Origin of the sequence: Fodinibius salsisoli (assembly GCF_026229185.1) — a bacterium.
Classification (GTDB): Bacteria; Bacteroidota; Rhodothermia; order Balneolales; family Balneolaceae; genus Fodinibius; species Fodinibius salsisoli.
On record NZ_JAGGJA010000017.1, the window covers coordinates 60,374 to 78,818 of the forward strand.

Genomic DNA, 18,445 nt, shown 5'->3' on the forward strand with positions numbered 1-18,445 from the left:
AAAACGCTAAATCAGCTAAAATTTAAATCTGAAATTAATTTACCCAGACAGGATAGATCAGTAAAAAAGATAACAGGGATTTCCAACCTATAAAGATAAGATGTTATGAAAACTCAGTTACGTTTAGTACAAATTTTAGTAGTTTGCCTGATACTATTGGGACAGGCTAATATATCGAAGGCCCAGGATCAGCTGACGGTCAAAGGGACCGTTACGGTTCAGGAATCCGGTAATACCCTTCCGGGCGTTAATGTAGTTGTAAAGGGTACAACGCAGGGTACCTCTACGGGTGCAAACGGGCATTACGAAATTATGGTATCAGAGAATGATACCCTTGTATTCAGTGCTGTAGGATTCGCCACCCAAGAAGTTGCTGTAGCAGGTAGATCAGCAATTGATATTGCTATGGTTGCAAGTGTAGCAGAGCTGGATGAAATGGTCGTCATCGGTTATGGAGAACAATCCAGGAAAACGCTTACAACATCCGTTGCCAAAATGGATACATCGGTGCTTAACAATGTTCCTTTTGCCAATGTAAGCTCAGCATTGCAGGGTAGCGTTTCCGGGTTAAGGGTACAAACAACAACCGGACAGCCAGGAGCTTCTCCGCAGGTTGTTTTAAGAGGTGGAACCTCAATCAGTAATCCAGATGGTGCCACTCCACTTTATATCGTTGACGGGGTTAAAAAGAGTAATCTTAATGATATCAGTTCCAATAATATTGAAAGTATCCAGGTGCTTAAGGATGCAGCTTCGACCGCTATTTACGGGGCACGGGCCTCTAATGGTGTTATTATTGTAGAGACAAAATCAGGACAACGCGGAACTACTCAGATCAACTACCGATCGAGCATACAAATGAGCCAGCTAGGTGATTTTTATGATCTTGGCACAGCCCGCGAGTATATTAAGTTTGCTCGTATGGGAATGGCTGCAACCGGAGAAAAACATCCCGAATTTTTGGGCCGTCTCGATATGGCTAATGGCTTCGGTACGGGTAACGATCTGACCAAAAATACGGCTTTTACCACTCAATATCTGACGCCGGACAATGAGCATAAGCTCAATGAAGGCTGGCAGAGTATGCCTGATCCTCTTGATCCATCCCAAACGATTATTTTTAAATCGACGGACTGGCAGGATAAGTTATTCCGTACAGCAATGACGACCAACCACTATTTGTCAGCTTCGGGGGGATCTGAAGTTGCTACATATCGAGTGGGAGCAGGGTACCTGAGTAATGAAGGAGCTGCAATACAGACCGGATACCGTCGACTCAACTTTGATGCCAGCGGAAGCGTCAAGGTGCGTGAGAACATTGATGTCAATGCCAACGTGAATTTTAGCAATTCGAGTGATGAGCAGGTATTCAATATCAATCAGATATTTCAGCGTTCACTGGCCCTGCCATCGACTGCAAAATTTCGTTATGAGGATGGCACGCTGGCCCCAGGACAGAACCGTAGTATCGGAAATCCGGTGTATCACCTTAATCGTAGTGTATCCGAGAATAACCTTAATCGGTTGACGTTGGGATTAAATGCCCATTGGCAAATTGCAGATAACCTATCATTTGAGCCCTCAGCCTCATTATATACGGTTCAGGGCATAGATAATGAATTTCAAAAATCGTATTTCTTTTCTGCGAACCAGTTTATCGATTCCCGTGATGCCTCAGGTTCTCATAGCCTGTTCTGGCAACGTGAATTAGATGGGGTCTTTACCTATGATAATACTTTTGGCCAAGATCATAATTTTTCTGCTAAGGCCGGGTTTTCATATTTCGACCGTAAGAACTATAGTTTGTTTGCAGCTGGACGAGGAGCAGCCACTGATAATATCCCTACATTGAATGCTTCTTCAGAAGAAACAGCGGTCTCGAGCAGCACCTCTCATCAGGTTATCGCAGGATATTTTGGTAGGATAAGTTACGATTACAACCAAAAATATCTTTTATCTGCCTCGGGACGATATGACGGGGCTTCAAATTTAGGGGGCAATAATAAATGGGGCTTCTTTCCAGGAGTGTCAGTAGGATGGAATGTACATGAAGAAAAGTTTTGGTCGTCAATTCCTGATGTGGCATCCTCATTTAAACTGCGTGGAAGTTATGGAGTTACCGGAAATATCAGTGGCCTGTCGGACTTCCACGCTCAGGGGCAATATAGTGTTGGCTCTGAGTATAACGGTCAGCCTATGGTCACTAGCACTCGACTGCCTAATCAGGACCTGAAGTGGGAGCGTTCCAGAACTGTAGATGTTGGGTTCGATTTGGGATTGTTTAATGACCAAGTGACTGTACTCTTTGATTATTACCGTCGCGTTACGGATGATCTGCTTCAAAGTCTTGAACTGCCACAATATACCGGCTTCACCAGCATCTTGACGAACCTCGGATCGCTGGAGAATAAAGGTGTTGAATTTGAAATACAGGGGGATGTTATCCAAAATCGTTCCGGCTTTAATTGGTCGCTGGGTGCTAACGCTTCCTATAATCAAAATAAAATTCTGGAGCTTCCCGAAAACGATAATGAAAATAACCGCATCGGGGGCATACTGGTGTATGATCGCTCCTCTGGTGAATATGTGTACAAAGGGGGCTTGCAAGAAGGAGGACGTCTCGGTGACCTTTTTGCCTACCAGCAGCTAGGCATTTATGCAACGGATGAAGAGGCGGCGAATGGCCCTACCGATGAACTTGTAGCTGGTTCGGATAAAACAAAATTTGCCGGAGATGTTCGATGGTTGGACAAAGACGATAATGGCACGATCGATTCTCGCGATCGGGTTTATGCAGGTAATATCCTTCCCAACTGGACCGGAGGTTTTTCTAATACCTTCAGCTATAAAAATTTATCTCTTATAGTTCGTACAGACTTTGCACTCGGACATACCATCTACAATGAAAGCTTAGCCCGTTTTAACGGACAATTTCAGGGTGATATCAATATCTCGAAGGAAGTCGTCAATCAATCGTGGTTATCCGATCGACGGCAAACGGATGTTCCTCGTTATTACTGGGCAGATCAGTTAGCGCAGAATAACCTGTTCCGTGGTAATACCCGTTACTATGAAAAGGGCGATTACCTGGCCCTGCGGGAGATTACGCTCAGCTATACCTTGCCAACTAGGTGGGTAAAGACACTGGGCATCCGTAATGTAAGAGCTTATGCGACCGGTAATAACCTGCATTATTTTACGAATTACAAAGGGCTGCTTCCCGAAGAGGGAGGGCAAGACAGCGGAAGATATCCTAATCCACAAAGTTTCATTTTTGGAATCAATGTGGGCTTGTAAAAAGAAGGGCTGATATACCAATTAAAAAATTCAAGAAATATAGCATAGTATTATGAAACGAATACTCAACATATCATTTTTGATTGTCGGTCTTGTTATGGCCGTTTCATGCACAGATAACTTAGAGCTTTCACCAACCAGTACGATTACCTCCAATTCATTTTGGCAAAATGAGCAGGATGCCATGGGTGGGTTGAATAGTATGTACCAATGGTTCCGCCCACAGGTATCCTCAAACTTATATATTTGGGGAGGCGCCAGAAGTGAGGAGTTGTCGTATGGATTACAGGCTTCAGAAGGGCGCGAGCGTTATTTTGAGAATACCATCGACGCTAATTTCGCTGGTCCCGATTGGATACGGCTTTATACGACCATTTATGCGGCAAATTTAGCAATTGCTGAAATTCCGGACATTAATTTTACTGAGGAATCCGATAAAAGCAGAGCATTGGCACGAGCTCATACAATGAGAGCCTATGTTTATTTTATACTTGCAAGAACATGGGGAGATGTTCCCATGGTAACTGAACCCATAGATGGTTTTCCCGAGAGCACCGGTAAGGAACGAACCGATGTTAATGAGATCTTTAATCTTATCAAACAAGACCTGGATGAAGCACTTAGCCTGTTTCCGGATAATAGCTTCCCAGATTGCAGGTGCCAATGGTCCCGTCCTGCTGCTAATGCGTTGAAAGGTAATGTAAATCTCTGGACAGCTAAACAAATGGATGGCGGCCAAGAAGATTTGCAAGCAGCTTTGACGGCTCTGCAGCAAGTCCAAGAGGCAGATGTTTCGCTACTGCAGAATTTTGACGACATTTTCAGGTACAATAATAAGGGTAACAGTGAAATCCTGATGGCAGTCCATTTCGAAGATTTAGAATCTGGAGCAATGTATAACAACTCCATGTATGTACGTAATGATCAGATTCCTTCAAATGTAGATGAGGAATCTAAAGAAGTACTGGGGACCGGAGGTGGACTCAACCGTTGGGCTCCATCAGAGTTATTGAGAAACCAGTTTACGGAAGATGACAGTCGCAAAGAGGCTTCTTTTGCTGAACTTTATACCGTTGAAAACGGTGATTCCACCTTCTATGCCTCTGCTGTTACTAAGTTTCGTGGTTTTGTAGATGCCGGAGCTCGTAAGTTTCTGGATGATGTTATTCTTTATCGGTATGCGGATGTCCTGTTAATGATCGCAGAAGCCAAGAATGCCTTGGGACAGGATCCAAGTGCAGAGATCAATCAGGTACGACAGCGAGCATATGGAGATGACTTTTCTGATCATCTGTTTGTTAATGGTTCTCAAGAAGTTAATGAGGAGGCTATTTTACAAGAACGCTTGCGTGAATTAGCTTTTGAAGGCAAACGCTGGTGGGATCTCGTAAGGTTTGGAAAAGCATTTGATCTGGTGCCATCGCTACACGATGACCAGGGCGAAGGTCATCTACTTTTGTGGCCTATCCCAGAAAGCACACGAAGTCTTAACGGACTGGTTGAGCAAAATCCAGGGTATTAAAAAAGAATTTACATTTAAGAAATCCCCTTCCTGGCCTGACCTTGTTACGCTTAGTGCGAACCAGTGAGTGAAGGCCGGGTTTTATTTTACAACAATTGAAATATTGATAATTTGAAAACTATGAGATTGAAAATTTTTCTTTTCATTTCAATTTTATTCTTCATCATTTCCTGCAGTCAGGATGAAAAGCCATCTGTAAAAGTCCACCAACAAGTGAGCCCTGTACTCATCGGCAAAGATGCCAATCCGGTGCTGCGCATTGCCATTGAGGTAGACAGCTTGGGGCAGAACCAGACCGTTAACCGCATGTCTGTCAATACTAAAGGCACTACGGATATCAGTGATATAAAGAAAACGGACATGTACTATACTGGCACCGATTCCTCTTTCAGTGCCGCAGATGCTTTCGGTGAGCCCCAACAACCAGGGGAAACTCTCCGATTTTCAGGTGAACAGCTCCTGCAGCCAGGAACGAACTATTTTTGGGTTTCATATACCCTTAACCCTGGCATTGACCTGTTACATAGGGTAGATGCCAGACTGGAGTCGGTTAGGCTGTCTGGTGGCATAGAAATTACATCCGTCAGTGGGGCCCAAGAAGGAGCCAAGCGTGTGGGCGTGGCTCTGCGCCAGCGAGGAGAGGGCGGAGTCCATACCTACCGCATTCCGGGTTTGGTGACCACAAATGAAGGTACCCTAATTGCTGCCTATGATATCAGGCATGAGGGGTCAGCCGACCTGCAGGGCGATATCGATGTGGGCATCAACCGGAGCACCGACGGCGGAAAATCTTGGGAGCAAATGCAGGTAATTATGGATATGGATGAATGGGGTGGACTTCCGGAAGATCAAAATGGCGTAGGAGATCCTTCTATTTTAGTGGATGAGCAGACCGGCACCATCTGGGTGGCGGCTCTCTGGACCCACGGAATGCCCGGCGGGCGAGCCTGGGATTCCTCGGGGCCCGGCCTTGAACCCGCCGAGACCGGCCAGTTTGTGGTAGTTAAAAGTGAAGACGATGGCCGCACATGGTCGGAGCCAATGAACATCACGAAACAGATTAAGCGGCCTGAATGGCGGCTGTTATTGCAAGGGCCTGGTAAGGGCATCACCATGGGCAACGGGACACTGGTCTTTCCCGCCCAATTTAGAGCTGCTGATGGAAAGCCGTATTCGACCATAATTTATAGCGAGGATCATGGGGCGAGTTGGGAAATTGGCACTGGAGCCAAGTCCAACACCACTGAAGCACAAGTAGTTGAATTAAGCGATGGCTCGCTGATGCTTAATATGCGTGACAACCGTGGAGGATCACGGTCGGTCTATACTACGGAGGACCTGGGACAAACCTGGCAAAAACATCCTACCTCACGTTCGGCATTGCAGGAACCGGTCTGCCAGGCCAGCCTGATCCAATTCCCCTCTCCGGATAGTTCTCGGGCGCACTGGCTGCTGTTTTCTAACCCCAACAGCACCGAAGAACGCAAGAATATGACGATTAAGCTGAGCACGGACGATGGCAACAGTTGGAAGAGCGAGCATCAGCTACTTCTCAATGAAGACCGTGGTTTTGGCTATTCATGCCTCACACCGGTGGATGACCAGACCGTAGGCATTTTGTATGAGGGCGTACGGGAGCTTTACTTCCAGAAAGTAACATTAAAAGAGGTGATGGAGAAGCAATGAAGAGATACGCTCTGTTGTTTCTATGCATTTTTACGGTGGGTACGGTGTCTGTTCAGGCACAGCTACATTTGCCTCAAATTTTTAGTGATCATATGGTGATACAGCAAGAAAAGCCGATACTTGTATGGGGAGCTGAAGCAGGCGAATCCGTGACGATACAACATTTTTCACAAACCATTACTGACAGCACTGGAGCCTGGAGGTCAGAGTTGCCAGCTATGAAAGCGGGCGGTCCATTTAATCTGACAAATTTTATGTCAAAAGGTTCAGTCACGTTCATAGATATGCTGATTGGTGGGATGTGGGTTGCATCCGGTCAGTCAAATATGGCTTGGTTACTAAATCAGTCTAATACCGTAAGTTTTCGTCTGACTATGAATGAACTGGATCAAAGAGCATAAGATTTTAACGTTAGTTTTAATATTAGTTTCAAATATGAGCAATCAAAAAATTAAAGGATTAGTCGCAGCGCCCTTTACTCCAATGAATGAAAATAGGAGTATTAATCTATCATTAATTCCAAAGTTATATGAGCGATTTCAACAAAACGATGTGATTGGAGTCTTCATCAATGGATCTACCAGTGAGGGATTATCGCTAACCACCAACGAGCGAAAAGCACTAACCGAGGCTTGGAACGAAGTAATTGATGATGGGTTTAAGCTTCTGGTTCATGTTGGTCATACCAGTATAGAAGATGCCAAAAATCTTGCGAGGCATGCAACAGATTTAAAGTCCGTCTCAGGTATTTCTACGGTAGGACCTTTTTATCAAAAACCTGATTCGACGAAAGAGTTGGTTGAATTTTGCAGAGAGATTGCTACAGAAGCTCCGGAGGTACCATTTTATTATTATCATATTCCTCCAATTACAGCAGTTAACTTTCCAATGCATGATTTTTTAAGTCTCGCTTCGGATGAGATACCAACGCTGGCTGGAATAAAGTTTAGTAATCATGACTATGTAGACTTTAGTCAGTGCCTGGAATTCCAGGATGAGCGCTTTGATATCATGTTCGGGAATGATGAGCTACTGAGCTGTGGACTCATGCTGGGTGCCCATGGTTTTGTAGGAAGTACCTATAATCTATTTCCAGAATTATACCACAAAATTTTTGAAGCCTTTGAAGAAGATAACCTAAAAAGAGTTCAGCATTTACAGCGAAAATCAATGGAATACGTGCAAACTATCGACGAGTATGGAGGATATAATGGAGCGGCCAAAGGGGTAATGAAGTTGTTAGGCATCGACTGTGGACCAGCTCGGTTACCTCTAAAAACGCCTTCAAATGGTCAACTTGATAAGTTAGAAGTAGCTCTTAGAAAGAAAGGATTCTTTAAATATACTCAGAAAAGATAGACCTCATAAATAGAATGTGTAACGACAGTAAAATTCTATGTTTATTATGTTAATAACTAATTGTCGTATAATGCCGAATTATGTAAAGGAGAGATAAGTGGACCCAGCGAGTATTTGAGGTAGGGGAGAGGTGTTGGGAAGGTCAAAAATTCCTTGTCAAACCGGTTCGATTTGTAAGATAAATGAAAGTTAGGTAAAGTGGCAGTGGCCAGCTTTTGGTTTGAAATAGAATTCTATCAATGAAGATGCAGACATTCTTCTTGATACTTGCTTTTTAAAAGGTTTAGTATTATTTCGCCTGTGCTGTGTTTTCTACAACAATGCTCCGTATTAATTCTAATGTTTCAGTGCTTTGATATTTAACCGTGGCTTTATTGAATCGATCCCGTTGTAATCTTGCTACAACTAATTCAATATCGGGAAAAACGATACAGTTGTTATCCCCACTTCCTGCCGCCGCATAATTTGAACGCTCTGGATCTAGCCACCAAAGGAAACCATAGTTTTTCATGATCGGACTTGAGGTAGTTGATTGTTCTACCCAGGAGGTTGATACAATTTGGTGTCCGTTCCAATTTCCTTTATTTAACATTAATTGACCAATTTTGGCAAAATCACGCAATGTCGTTCTGGTACCGCCGAAAGTCACAGTATTATGATATTCATCTACTAACATAATGGTTGAATCCATTTTTAAGGGGTTAAATAGACGCTCCCGGGCGTATTGTGATACTGGCATGCCAGCAGCCCGTTTTAATATCGGCGAAAGTAGTTGAACTCCTTCATTACTATATGAAAAATGCTTTCCGGGAGGCCAATCGAGTTCTAAGTCAAGAACGTAAGCGTTGTGATTCTTTTGGCCTACTACACCTGGATGCCGGTTTTTATTATCATGGGGTTGGTCAACCCGAGGGACGGTTATTTCTCCACCAGTATGATCTCGAAGACCAGCTGTCATAGTGAGAAGATGTCTTATAGTTACTCCGGCTTTTGCTCCAGCCGTCCACTCAGGTATGTATTTTGCAACTGGATCATCGATACTTTCAATAGATCCATCTTTGATAAGAATGCCTGTGAGGAGCCCCGTCCACGATTTAACAGCAGAACGAGTTCCAATCCATGGCAGATAATCCTTCGGGCGATACCATTGCTGTACAATATATCCCTTATAAGCAACAAGGCATCCTGAAGCTCCGGAACGGCGGCATCGTTCGAGATGCGATTGTAATGCCTCTTTATTCAAGTCTAAGGTATCGGGATTGGCTACGGGCCAATAATTTACAGGGGCTTCAATTGTTCCTTGACCAAGCCCCTGGCCATTAACGGACGTTGCGATTAAGAATAAGCCGATAATGTATAAAATAGATTTCATAATGGTCCCTTCTGTATCGATAAATAATTAACTTCTTATATAGTACTATTATATTAGTAATTATGCCAATTCAATTAATCCATAATGTTATTTGTGTCGGCTTGTGAGTTTTGCCCCATTCAATAACCTTGCTAAAAATTCAGCATCACTCCAAGTGAGGTCAGCTGTTCCTAACCTAACGACCACTAATTTTTTCGATGGGATGATATAAAGCCTTCGGTTAGAACGACCGGCGGCCATGTAAAGGTCAGTAGGGGCTCCATCATAAATGAGTCGTTCGTTATTAAGTCCCTGGAGAAGCATAATATCTTCTGGAAGCTTCTGTAAAAAATCATTGTCAGATTTAATCTTTTTATTTAACCAAACTCCCATACCATAGCTGGGACTGGCTGTTGTAGGAACTGTAAGCTGGCTAATGTCATTAACGATTGTTTCTTCATTCCAAACTCCTCCGTCCACCAGAAAATTTCCAATCCGGCCTAATTCTTGGGCGGTTAAGTTAGCGCCATCAAAGAATCTGGGAAACATTGTTACGTTAGATTGAGTACACTCTTGAGTAGTTATCCAATACCCACCTTTAATTCCAAGTGGTTTTAAAACTCGGTTGCGTAAATAATCCAATCCTACTCGTCTTTCAATTAAGAGGCCAAATAATTGGAAAGCTGTTGGGCCATAACGAAATTCCTCACCTGGCGGGTGCCTTAAAGGTGCTTTAATACTTTGCTTAATTGATGGATATGTTTCATCAGTACTAAGACCACTTGTAAGATGCAGAAGCTGCGAGACTGTTATTTTTGACTTTTGTGGGTCTTTTTTCCATTCCGTAAGTGTTTTGCTGACCAACTCGTCTAAGGTAAGTATTCCATCGTCTATAGCAGCCAAAGCCATTAGGCCAGAAAGCAAAGTACTTGCCTCAAAAATTGGATATCTTTTTTCTGGATCAGCTCCATTTTGATATCTTTCTAAAATCTGATCTCCATTTTTCCATATCAGCAGTGCTTTACCTGATTTTTCAGCAGAATATTTTTCTGCCATTTCTAACCGGCTCGCTCTTTCTATGCTGGTTTCTTTAGTCCTTAGGCATCCAATGGTAAAAATTAAAACCAAAAATACAGGATATTTTATTTTCTGTAACATAATAATAGATGAAACTTGATTAATTTATCAGCCAAAAGGAGAACTAGTGTAGCCAAGACACCTCAATAGGTACAAGTAGGGATGTTTGGTTAATTAAAATGATGAGTTAATGGATGATAATATTATTATTGTAGTATTTAAACCCTAATTCAAAAATGATAATTAAAAAAGAAATAAAGGCAGGTCCCTTAAATCTTTTGTATTCAAATTAGGGTATACCCTAAATCGGTACGGTTTTCCAGATCCGGAATCGTTGTTTATGGGCTGATATTGCAGGTTTGAATACAACACCCTAATTTCGGTACAGTTGAATGCCAACTATACCAATATAATGATGAAAGCCACCTACGTACGCGTGTCGACCTTTGAGCAAAACATTTCCCGCCAGCTGGAGGGTAAAGAAGGGGAGGTCTATTGGGATAAAGTTTCCGGCATGGTCGCCTTTGAAAATCGGGAGGACGCGGCCCAGCTGCTGGCCGACGCCGAAGCCGGGAAGATCGAGGAGGTCGAAGTGCATTCGATCGATCGCCTGGGTCGGGACGCGATCAACGTGCTGCAAACCATCAAACGATTTACCGAGCTGGGGGTGAATGTGAAATCCCAAAAGGAAGGGCTGAACACCAGCAACAGATTGGCCACCTGTTTGACTGAGGGTATGAGGTTGTTGGTTCTCCGGATACGTTTAACCGATGGCTGAACTCGCCTATTTTGGCGCTGGGTAAAACTACGCCCCCCTTAGCTATTTGGATACCGAAGAAGGGGTCCAGTCTGTTCTTGATGTCTTTACACGCTTGGAATGGGGCGTGTACTCCTGAATTGTGTGAACTTTAGCATCAGAAGGGGAGGGCGATAAATTCGATTTCTTCTTGAAAAAATCTTACCTTTCAGGATCATTTTATATCTATAGATTGAGGGTGAGGCCATAATGGCTGTCGATAAAAAGTTTTGCGGAGTTAGAGTAACAGCGCACTTAAATGGGACCCAAGTGTTTTCTGGGCTGGTTGAGGAATTATCTGTTTATTTGGCCCAAGGACACCCGGTAGACAAAATTTTAGTTCATGAGCAAGAGCATATCCCATCGATCCAAATGAACTATGAGGAGTTTGTCCTTTTGGTTGGCGATCCTCCCTTCCCAGATAATGTGTTGTCAGGGTTTTAAACACGAGCTTCACATTGTTGGAGTGATGAATTAATGTTCGGTTTTGGTAAAGGCCGAGGATCCAACCCCTTTTACGTCCCCTTTTTTAAATTCCAGGCGAAAAGAAAGCCCCTCAGTGAGGGGTTCATACTGGTAGGTTCCCTCCAGCTGGTTGGTAAGCTGGCGAATAAGTAACAGGCCTAACGAGGTGGTTTTGCTATTGTCAAATCCCTCGGGAACCCCCACGCCGTTATCAACAATAGTTAGCTGTACCTTCTCCTTCCGTTGACGTAAGGAAATACTTATCATTCCATTCTGCCTTCCCTTCAAGCCGTGTTTTATGCTGTTCGTTATCACTTCATTTATAATTAACGAACAGGGGATGGCATGGTTCACATTCAGTATAACCGGATCAAGGTCTAATTTCCATGTTACTTCAACATCATTTGTTAATGTTTTAATCACGCTCGTGGCCAGTTCTTTGACCACCTCAGAAAACATAAGCCGGGTAAAGGTGCTCGATTGGTACAGCATCTCATGGATCGTGGCCATGGATTTAATACGACTAACACCGTCAAGGAGTTTGTTTTTTACTTGAGGGTGGTCCACCTCAAATGCCTGCAATTGCATCATCCCCGATACGACGGCCAGGTTATTTTTCACCCGGTGATGAATTTCAGTCAATAAGGTTTCCTTTTCCCCAAGGGCTTCCCGTAACTCTTGCTCTTGTTGCTTAAGTCGGGTTATGTCCTGAAGGGCTCCAATCATGCGTACGGCTTCACCCTCTGTATCTCGAATTATAAACCCGCGTTCCAGGATATGAACATAGGTCCCATCTGCCAAAGCAAAGCGGTATTCGGCATTCCATTCGGTGGCTGAGGAGTCTGACAAGGTGGACTCCAAGCTTTCTTGGGTCGTGGCCAAATCATCGGGATGGACATTTTGGGCCCACTGGCCAATATTAAAGACCTCTTGGCCATTGGTATGACAGAATTTTTCCGAATAGCTATCGTCCCATTTCAAAGTATCGCGCTGGATATCCCAGTCGTAGACGATATCCTCAGTGGCTCGGGTGACATACTCATAGCGCTCCAGGCTTTCTTTTAGCTTTTGTTCGCGTTCTTTTTGATCGGTCACATCCCGCGAATTGGCTACATATCCTTCGACTGCGGGATTATCCAACAGGTTGGTAATAACTGTTGCAATCCATCGCCATTCGCCTTTATTATTTTTAAATAAAAAAGGGTCAGTAGTAACTCTTTGCCCGCTCGATAGGCTTGATAAGGTCTGCTGTACCCGAGAGGTATGATCGTCATGAATATAATCAAAGGCATTGGTGCCAATAAATTCATCTGGGGAAATGCCCAGAATAGATTCCGAAGAGGGGGCCACGTACGTATAGTTTGCCTCTTTATCCAGGATGGCAATTAAATCAGAGCCATCCTGAACTAAGGATTTAAATCGTTGTTCCCGCAGTGCCAACTCCTGCTCTGCCTTTGCCTTTTCAAAGCTGTCGAACAGTAGCCGTAGTAAGTGGACTACCCGGTCAATAGTATTTCGTTCTCTATGGGATGGGTGATGCTGGTTTTTATAATAAATGGCAAAGGTGGCGATCACCTGCTGGTTATGACCCAAGACCGGTTGTGACCAGCAGGCGCTAAAATTGTATTTTCTTCCCAAGTGCCGATACCCTTCCCATTGTGGATCTTCAAAAATATTTTCTGATATTACTGGCTCTTTTTGGTAAGCAGCAGTGCCACAAGCCCCCGCATTAGGTCCAATAGTCAGATCTTCTATGGCTTCTACATACTCCGGGGGCAGGCTGGGGGCCGCCAGGGGATATAGCCTACCGTTCACGATGCGTTGCAGTGAACACCGCATGCGGGGGTGTAATGTTTCTAGTTTTTGTAAAAGCTCCTCGGCGAGTCCGGATAACTCCACTTCCCCAATGGTATTTTTTTCCAGGATATCACGCTCTATTTTTTCCATCTGAGTGTAATATTGTCGGTCGGTAACCTCATGGCAATTAATCACATAGCCGTCTATAATACCATCATCGGAAAGGTCCGATCCAATGCTTTCTTTCCAAATCCAATGGCCCTCTTTATGCTTGAATCGGAAGGGTAAGGTGTGTTGATTGCCTTCCTGACTTTGTAAATTATCAAAGGCTTGCTGGATTCGATCCCGGTCCTCCGGGTGCATGTACGCAAAGGCATCTTGACCGAGCAGTTCCCACGAGGTCCACCCGGTGATTTGCTTGTAATTATCACTGGCGTAGCGAAAAATCCCATGCTCATCCAATACCGCAATCATGCTTGCCCCGGATTGGACCAGCGACTTAAACTTTTGCTCACTTAGTTTTAACTCATGCTGGGCCTGACGCTTTTCGGTCACATCTTCGGCGAGCACCATGGAAGCGGTTTGTCCATTATACTCAATTGAGTTTCGTTTTATGTTTACCTGTATCAGTGTTCCGTCTTTTGTTTGATGCCGGAACTGCCCTTCAAAATAGTGGTCTTTGTGGTTAGGGGGCTGTCTTGTAGCCTCCAAAAGCTCAGGGATATCGTCCTCGGGCCGTATGTCTTTTAACGTCATGGCTAAAAACTCTGCTCGGGTGTACCCGTAGTGTTCAATTGCGGCTTGGTTGACATCCAAAAACTGTAGTGTTTGCGGGTCATATACCCAAACCGGTTGGGGAGATAAGTCAAAAATCTCCCGGTATTTTTTCTCTGACCTCTTGCGATCTGTGATATCCTGGAAACTTCCATACACCCGGATACACTCTCTATCCTTAAACTCTGCTTGTCCGATATTACGTATCCAAAGCTTATTGCCTTTTCCGGTTTCAACCAGTAATTCATTATCGTAGGGCTTTCCTTGGGAAACGGCTTGTTTAAAGTCGTTCTCTGCTTGTTTTCGACTTTGAGGTTCAATGAACGACAGGGTATCTTCTACCGTCGGTTTATAGTCAGCCTTCACTTCGAGCAACTCTTTGGTCATATCCGACCAGTATACTTCGCCCTCCTCTTGTTCGGAGAAATCAATTTCCCAACTACCTACTTGGGCCAACCGGTTGGTACGGTGAAGAAGATCCTGTAATTCTTTTTGTTCGGTGACATCAACCATAATTCCCCGCAGCTGGTCTGGCTCCCCATCATCCAGGATAACTGTCACATAATCGCGCAACCACACATATTTACCCTGGGCATCACGCATGCGATATTCGAACTCATGGTGTTCTCCCTGCTGGGTTTTTTGGTGACAATAGGTAACGGCCTGGCTCCGATCCTCTGGGTGAATATGGTCTTGCCAGAACTGGGGAGTGTTAAGCCACTGGTCAGGAGGATATCCCAATATAGATTCAACTTTTTGGCTAATAAAAGTAAACTCAAAGGTCTGAGCATCAGCCTCCCAGACGATTCCATCCACAGAATTAATAATGGTTTGCTCTCGCTGTTTGGCCTGCCTAAGTTTCTGCTTGTTTTCGAGATATTGTCTGTATTTTTGAATCTCCCTTGGCACAGCTACATGTAATCGCGTGAGGTTGTCTTTCCTAATACAATCAGAGGCTCCCTCCAGCATTAAATCAATGGCCGTTTCTGTCTCAATATTTTCCGAAACAATAATAAAGGGCAATTTAGGGTATTGCGCCCGGGCCAGTTGTAAGGCTCCAATTCCCGAGAATCCTGTAAGAGAATACGCACTAATAATAAAGTCTGGTTTTGAACCATCAAGACAAGCCTGTAGCTGCTCTTTATTACAGATGGTTTCAAGGTCCACCTCAAGGGGGAGCCTGTTGATTTCTTGCCGAATGAGGGCAGCATCCACTTCATCGTTCTGTATTATCAGTATATGATACCGTTGTTGTGACATATATTTTATTTATTCCCTGCCAAGTGTTCTGATTAGCCAACTTACAATATTATATTAAACCCTAATAATTTAGACACTACTAAGCCCCGGTCATAAAGCTTGTTTCAAAAATAATGACCCCAAATAGTAAGAAAGGATTGGTTTTTGGCCCTTATTCCATACTTAAAGCGGATTTCTGCCGGTGGACATAACCTGTACCTTGCGTAAAGTTCGTATTTTTTTGGGCTATTGCAACTTTTAAAATGAGTGTACTTATACAATATTCTAGAAGGCTGTTTATATGCCTTACATATGCGATCCATGCACCTTCGTGGTCCGTTATTGTGGTGGAATAGCTTGTAATCTTACATATGCTACTAGCTATTTTTTTGTTATTTAGTTATCTACGAGTAAACACTCCAACAACCTATATTAGCTGTCGTCCGATTAGTTTTTTCTTCATACAATCAGTAGGTTCTTAATTACAAGTAAGCAAAAAATAATGGGTATAGAATATGTCTATTTCTATTGAACACCAGCAACAGATAGGCCACCTGTTTAACCGGGGGTATGAGGTCTTTGGTTCTCCGGAAAATTTTAACCGGTGGCTGAAATCGCCTATTTTGGCTCTGGGTAAAACTACGCCCCTTAGCCATTTGGATACCGAAGATGGGGTCCAGGCCGTCCTAGATGTCCTTGCGCGCATAGAACATGGCGTGTACTCCTGATTGGGCCTGTGTTCTTTTTAGCTTCATCGAACAATGATAAAATCTCATCTAATATGTGTTCTTTAGTCATAGCCTATCTCAGGTATTTCTTTTTGATAAGCGTTCTCTGATAGAACGGACAACTTCCTTTCCTGGAATGGTTTCCACTTCGCCATTCTCTACCTCTGCAAGCCTTTGCTCGGCTTCGGCTATCCACGCTTGTTTTATGGTTGGCTTCCAATCATCGCCCTCGATGGGTTCGTCGAATTTGTCCTCACTATCTTTGTTATTTGTACTCATAATATTACTCCTCTTTATTGACTTACCGGATCGCTGTTCTTATAGAGCCGGCGGGCTCCCATACCCTCACGTTCGGGCCATTGTATCCCGCCTTGGTGGACTCGTACCCAACTGAAATACTCCGGGTCTTGTAACCTGGCAAACAGGCCACGGCAGTAGGGTTGCATATCAAAAACGCGCTGCTCACCGCCAGCGAAAGTTAGATGGAGTTTAAAATCATCCAAGGGACGAACTGCTGTTACATCGGGGGTTGATCTCGGGCCCATTTCCAGTCCGCCCAATAGATCCTCGCGTTGTTCCATACGCTCCCGAATTTCTCGCATAGCTTCTTCATGCGGGGTACCTTCACGCGTATCCTGCAAGGCAACCTCCAGACCAAAATGGAAACGCAACCGGTCGATATACGTCCAAATGTTTTCAATCATCTGGTAGTCTGGGACGTCCGTTGTTTCATCGCTCCCACCGGGGGCAATATCATCATTACAATCTTCTTCCGGAAGAGCAGGTGGGGTATCTTCCAATCGTTGCATGTGGTGATTTGCTTCCACGATCCAAGAGGCATTAAGAGATTCCTCACCGGGACTCAAGCTTTGATATATTTCCTCAGCCAGTTGCTCGCGATGTTCGGACGGCAGGTCTAAAATGATATCCAGGAGTTCGTCTTTCTTCATAGGGGATAATGATGTTTTTTGGGAAATCGCTTTCTCATTTCTTTCTTCACTTCCGATAAAGGAATCATATTAGCTTCCCCGGACTCAATTTCATTAACCCTGCGCTTTATTGTTTCTATTTGTTTGTCTGTTAATACTGACTCTCTGTCGTCAAGTGAAGCCAATAAAGCTTTTGCTATTTCTTTTCTCTCATCGGCGGGCCATTTCAAAATTTTTTCTATGATCTCCTCTTTTGTCATAATACTTGCCTTCTATGTGGATTAGAAAAATAGTATAACTCTTTTATGGCTTTATAGCAGCTTATTCGACTCGAGTTCTTTCAATTATTCTTCGCTATCAGCCAATTCTTAGTCAATATCTGATTCTAGTACTGCTTCAATAAACGGGCAAATGAATATATTTATGGAAAATTTACCCCCGTTATGCTTTTCTCATTTTGATACATTGTATCTGCAGCTGGTCAGCTTATGTATGTTTAAATCTCTCGAATTATTGACGTTTAAGTAAGCTAAATAACAAGATCGCCGCTTAGAAACAAAACTTGAATTTAAATATCAATAAATGCGTAAATAAAATGGCAGCTATTCTATCTAATTGGATAGCTGCCATTTTAAGCCATAAGAAATCAATTAATCGTTAAGCTCACTCGGACAGTCAGTTTTTTTAGTAAACGTGATTATGTTAACCAATTACACCAAGTAACTGCGAAGAATAAATGAAAAGAAATATCGCATCACAATAAATAACCACATATGTTTGGTTCGAATACAAGGTCCTTTTAATGTAATGACCTTGGAAACGAACCAGTTGAATTATGTCTGACTCAATCTTTATCTACATGAGAGATAAGGGTGGCTACGCCACTATGAAAGAGCTGAAAGAGGCGGGAATTCACACCCGAAAGATAAAAGAAGCCAGGAGAAAGAATTTATTGATAAAATTAAGCCAGGGCTTTATAAGCTGAGGTACTATCAGCGTGATGAATATGAAAGCTTTGTAGATATTATTCCGCCATTTACATTTGGTATTACACTTGGTGAGAACTTTTGGTAATTAACTATAGCTCTTGAGTACGTTTCTTACTTGCTGATTCATTTTGCAGTGCTTAGAATGTAATCAAACAATATGTTGATTTTCTAACTTATTGCTTATTAAAAAAAGGTTCACACTGAGCAGTTTGTAAGTGCTAATTAAACCGAAATGGCAATTCACAGTCACTGGTGATTATATTTCATTGCAAACGGTTAGAGATAGTTCAAAAAAGAGATAGAAGAAGTATGTTATCCTCATTTAGGCTTAAATCATAAATTTAAAATTATACTTCTTTCTATTGTTAGCTTGAAGCTGTTTATTTGTATGCAGGAATGTGCAATTTATATCATCGGGTAACAGCTAACCAATTCG

At 43.3% G+C, this 18,445-nt stretch carries 15 protein-coding genes; 9 read left to right on the forward strand and 6 right to left on the reverse strand.

The window, feature by feature from the left end; translation table 11 throughout:
* Positions 1–105 precede the first annotated feature (105 nt).
* The 5 genes from J6I44_RS18235 to J6I44_RS18255 all read left to right on the forward strand — a co-directional run bounded on the left by J6I44_RS18235 (position 106) and on the right by J6I44_RS18255 (position 7,864).
* Positions 106–3,297 carry a SusC/RagA family TonB-linked outer membrane protein gene (locus J6I44_RS18235; RefSeq protein ID WP_265767628.1) on the forward strand — a complete coding sequence of 1,064 codons (3,192 nt, stop codon included), beginning with the start codon at positions 106–108 and terminating at the stop codon, positions 3,295–3,297.
* Between the two features lie 52 nt (positions 3,298–3,349).
* The gene (locus J6I44_RS18240; protein ID WP_265767629.1) at positions 3,350–4,819 is read left to right on the forward strand and encodes a RagB/SusD family nutrient uptake outer membrane protein; all 1,470 of its coding nucleotides are present in this window, start codon (positions 3,350–3,352) and stop codon (positions 4,817–4,819) included.
* A 120-nt stretch (positions 4,820–4,939) separates the two neighbouring features.
* The gene (locus J6I44_RS18245; RefSeq protein WP_265767630.1) at positions 4,940–6,505 is read left to right on the forward strand and encodes a sialidase family protein; all 1,566 of its coding nucleotides are present in this window, start codon (positions 4,940–4,942) and stop codon (positions 6,503–6,505) included.
* Positions 6,502–6,906, forward strand: a complete 405-nt coding sequence (locus tag J6I44_RS18250) for a hypothetical protein (RefSeq protein WP_265767631.1) — start codon at positions 6,502–6,504, stop codon at positions 6,904–6,906. Before J6I44_RS18245 ends, J6I44_RS18250 begins: the two co-directional genes overlap by 4 nt.
* A gap of 34 nt (positions 6,907–6,940) precedes the next feature.
* Entirely contained in the window at positions 6,941–7,864 is a 924-nt protein-coding gene (locus J6I44_RS18255; protein ID WP_265767632.1) for a dihydrodipicolinate synthase family protein, read from the forward strand.
* 289 nt (positions 7,865–8,153) lie between these two features.
* Here J6I44_RS18255 and J6I44_RS18260 read toward each other — a convergent pair whose 3' ends face one another.
* Both J6I44_RS18260 and J6I44_RS18265 read right to left on the reverse strand, forming a co-directional pair.
* Positions 8,154–9,236 (reverse strand): serine hydrolase domain-containing protein, encoded by a 1,083-nt coding sequence (locus J6I44_RS18260; protein ID WP_265767633.1) that lies wholly within the window; start codon positions 9,234–9,236, stop codon positions 8,154–8,156.
* A gap of 87 nt (positions 9,237–9,323) precedes the next feature.
* Positions 9,324–10,373, reverse strand: coding sequence for a serine hydrolase domain-containing protein (locus J6I44_RS18265; RefSeq protein ID WP_265767634.1), 1,050 nt, complete (start codon positions 10,371–10,373; stop codon positions 9,324–9,326).
* Positions 10,374–10,704: 331 nt separating this feature from the next.
* Here J6I44_RS18265 and J6I44_RS18270 point away from each other — a divergent pair, with 331 nt between their 5' ends.
* Both J6I44_RS18270 and J6I44_RS18275 read left to right on the forward strand, forming a co-directional pair.
* Complete coding sequence (locus J6I44_RS18270) at positions 10,705–11,070, forward strand: recombinase family protein (protein WP_265767635.1); 366 nt, start codon at positions 10,705–10,707, stop codon at positions 11,068–11,070.
* 228 nt (positions 11,071–11,298) lie between these two features.
* Positions 11,299–11,532 (forward strand): hypothetical protein, encoded by a 234-nt coding sequence (locus J6I44_RS18275; RefSeq protein ID WP_265767636.1) that lies wholly within the window; start codon positions 11,299–11,301, stop codon positions 11,530–11,532.
* 30 nt (positions 11,533–11,562) lie between these two features.
* On the opposite strand, the gene J6I44_RS18280 is transcribed toward J6I44_RS18275, so the two are convergent.
* Positions 11,563–15,384 carry a PAS domain S-box protein gene (locus J6I44_RS18280; protein ID WP_265767637.1) on the reverse strand — a complete coding sequence of 1,274 codons (3,822 nt, stop codon included), beginning with the start codon at positions 15,382–15,384 and terminating at the stop codon, positions 11,563–11,565.
* A 494-nt stretch (positions 15,385–15,878) separates the two neighbouring features.
* Here J6I44_RS18280 and J6I44_RS18285 point away from each other — a divergent pair, with 494 nt between their 5' ends.
* Complete coding sequence (locus J6I44_RS18285; RefSeq protein ID WP_265767638.1) at positions 15,879–16,091, forward strand: MbcA/ParS/Xre antitoxin family protein; 213 nt, start codon at positions 15,879–15,881, stop codon at positions 16,089–16,091.
* Between the two features lie 78 nt (positions 16,092–16,169).
* Here the strand turns inward: J6I44_RS18285 and J6I44_RS18290 are convergent, their stop codons facing one another.
* From J6I44_RS18290 to J6I44_RS18300, 3 genes are read right to left on the reverse strand one after another with little or no spacing between them, the layout of a single operon-like run.
* Positions 16,170–16,370, reverse strand: a complete 201-nt coding sequence (locus J6I44_RS18290; RefSeq protein WP_265767639.1) for an addiction module protein — start codon at positions 16,368–16,370, stop codon at positions 16,170–16,172.
* A 14-nt stretch (positions 16,371–16,384) separates the two neighbouring features.
* Positions 16,385–17,041, reverse strand: coding sequence for a DUF2442 domain-containing protein (locus tag J6I44_RS18295; RefSeq protein ID WP_265767640.1), 657 nt, complete (start codon positions 17,039–17,041; stop codon positions 16,385–16,387).
* Entirely contained in the window at positions 17,038–17,280 is a 243-nt protein-coding gene (locus tag J6I44_RS18300; protein WP_265767642.1) for an addiction module protein, read from the reverse strand. Before J6I44_RS18300 ends, J6I44_RS18295 begins: the two co-directional genes overlap by 4 nt.
* Before the next feature lie 599 nt (positions 17,281–17,879).
* Between J6I44_RS18300 and J6I44_RS20945 the strand changes: the two genes are divergently transcribed.
* Positions 17,880–18,005 carry a type IV toxin-antitoxin system AbiEi family antitoxin domain-containing protein gene (locus J6I44_RS20945; protein WP_350356720.1) on the forward strand — a complete coding sequence of 42 codons (126 nt, stop codon included), beginning with the start codon at positions 17,880–17,882 and terminating at the stop codon, positions 18,003–18,005.
* Positions 18,006–18,445 lie beyond the last annotated feature (440 nt).

Excerpts from the sequence above, each read along its gene's own strand:
- J6I44_RS18235 (WP_265767628.1), top strand. The coding sequence starts at position 106 with ATGAAAACTCAGTTACGTTTAGTACAAATTTTAGTAGTTTGCCTGATA.
- J6I44_RS18240 (WP_265767629.1), top strand. The coding sequence starts at position 3,350 with ATGAAACGAATACTCAACATATCATTTTTGATTGTCGGTCTTGTTATG.
- J6I44_RS18245 (WP_265767630.1), top strand. The coding sequence starts at position 4,940 with ATGAGATTGAAAATTTTTCTTTTCATTTCAATTTTATTCTTCATCATT.
- J6I44_RS18250 (WP_265767631.1), top strand. The coding sequence starts at position 6,502 with ATGAAGAGATACGCTCTGTTGTTTCTATGCATTTTTACGGTGGGTACG.
- J6I44_RS18255 (WP_265767632.1), top strand. The coding sequence starts at position 6,941 with ATGAGCAATCAAAAAATTAAAGGATTAGTCGCAGCGCCCTTTACTCCA.
- J6I44_RS18260 (WP_265767633.1), bottom strand. The coding sequence starts at position 9,236 with ATGAAATCTATTTTATACATTATCGGCTTATTCTTAATCGCAACGTCC.
- J6I44_RS18265 (WP_265767634.1), bottom strand. The coding sequence starts at position 10,373 with ATGTTACAGAAAATAAAATATCCTGTATTTTTGGTTTTAATTTTTACC.
- J6I44_RS18270 (WP_265767635.1), top strand. The coding sequence starts at position 10,705 with ATGATGAAAGCCACCTACGTACGCGTGTCGACCTTTGAGCAAAACATT.
- J6I44_RS18275 (WP_265767636.1), top strand. The coding sequence starts at position 11,299 with ATGGCTGTCGATAAAAAGTTTTGCGGAGTTAGAGTAACAGCGCACTTA.
- J6I44_RS18280 (WP_265767637.1), bottom strand. The coding sequence starts at position 15,384 with ATGTCACAACAACGGTATCATATACTGATAATACAGAACGATGAAGTG.
- J6I44_RS18285 (WP_265767638.1), top strand. The coding sequence starts at position 15,879 with ATGTCTATTTCTATTGAACACCAGCAACAGATAGGCCACCTGTTTAAC.
- J6I44_RS18290 (WP_265767639.1), bottom strand. The coding sequence starts at position 16,370 with ATGAGTACAAATAACAAAGATAGTGAGGACAAATTCGACGAACCCATC.
- J6I44_RS18295 (WP_265767640.1), bottom strand. The coding sequence starts at position 17,041 with ATGAAGAAAGACGAACTCCTGGATATCATTTTAGACCTGCCGTCCGAA.
- J6I44_RS18300 (WP_265767642.1), bottom strand. The coding sequence starts at position 17,280 with ATGACAAAAGAGGAGATCATAGAAAAAATTTTGAAATGGCCCGCCGAT.
- J6I44_RS20945 (WP_350356720.1), top strand. The coding sequence starts at position 17,880 with ATGAGAGATAAGGGTGGCTACGCCACTATGAAAGAGCTGAAAGAGGCG.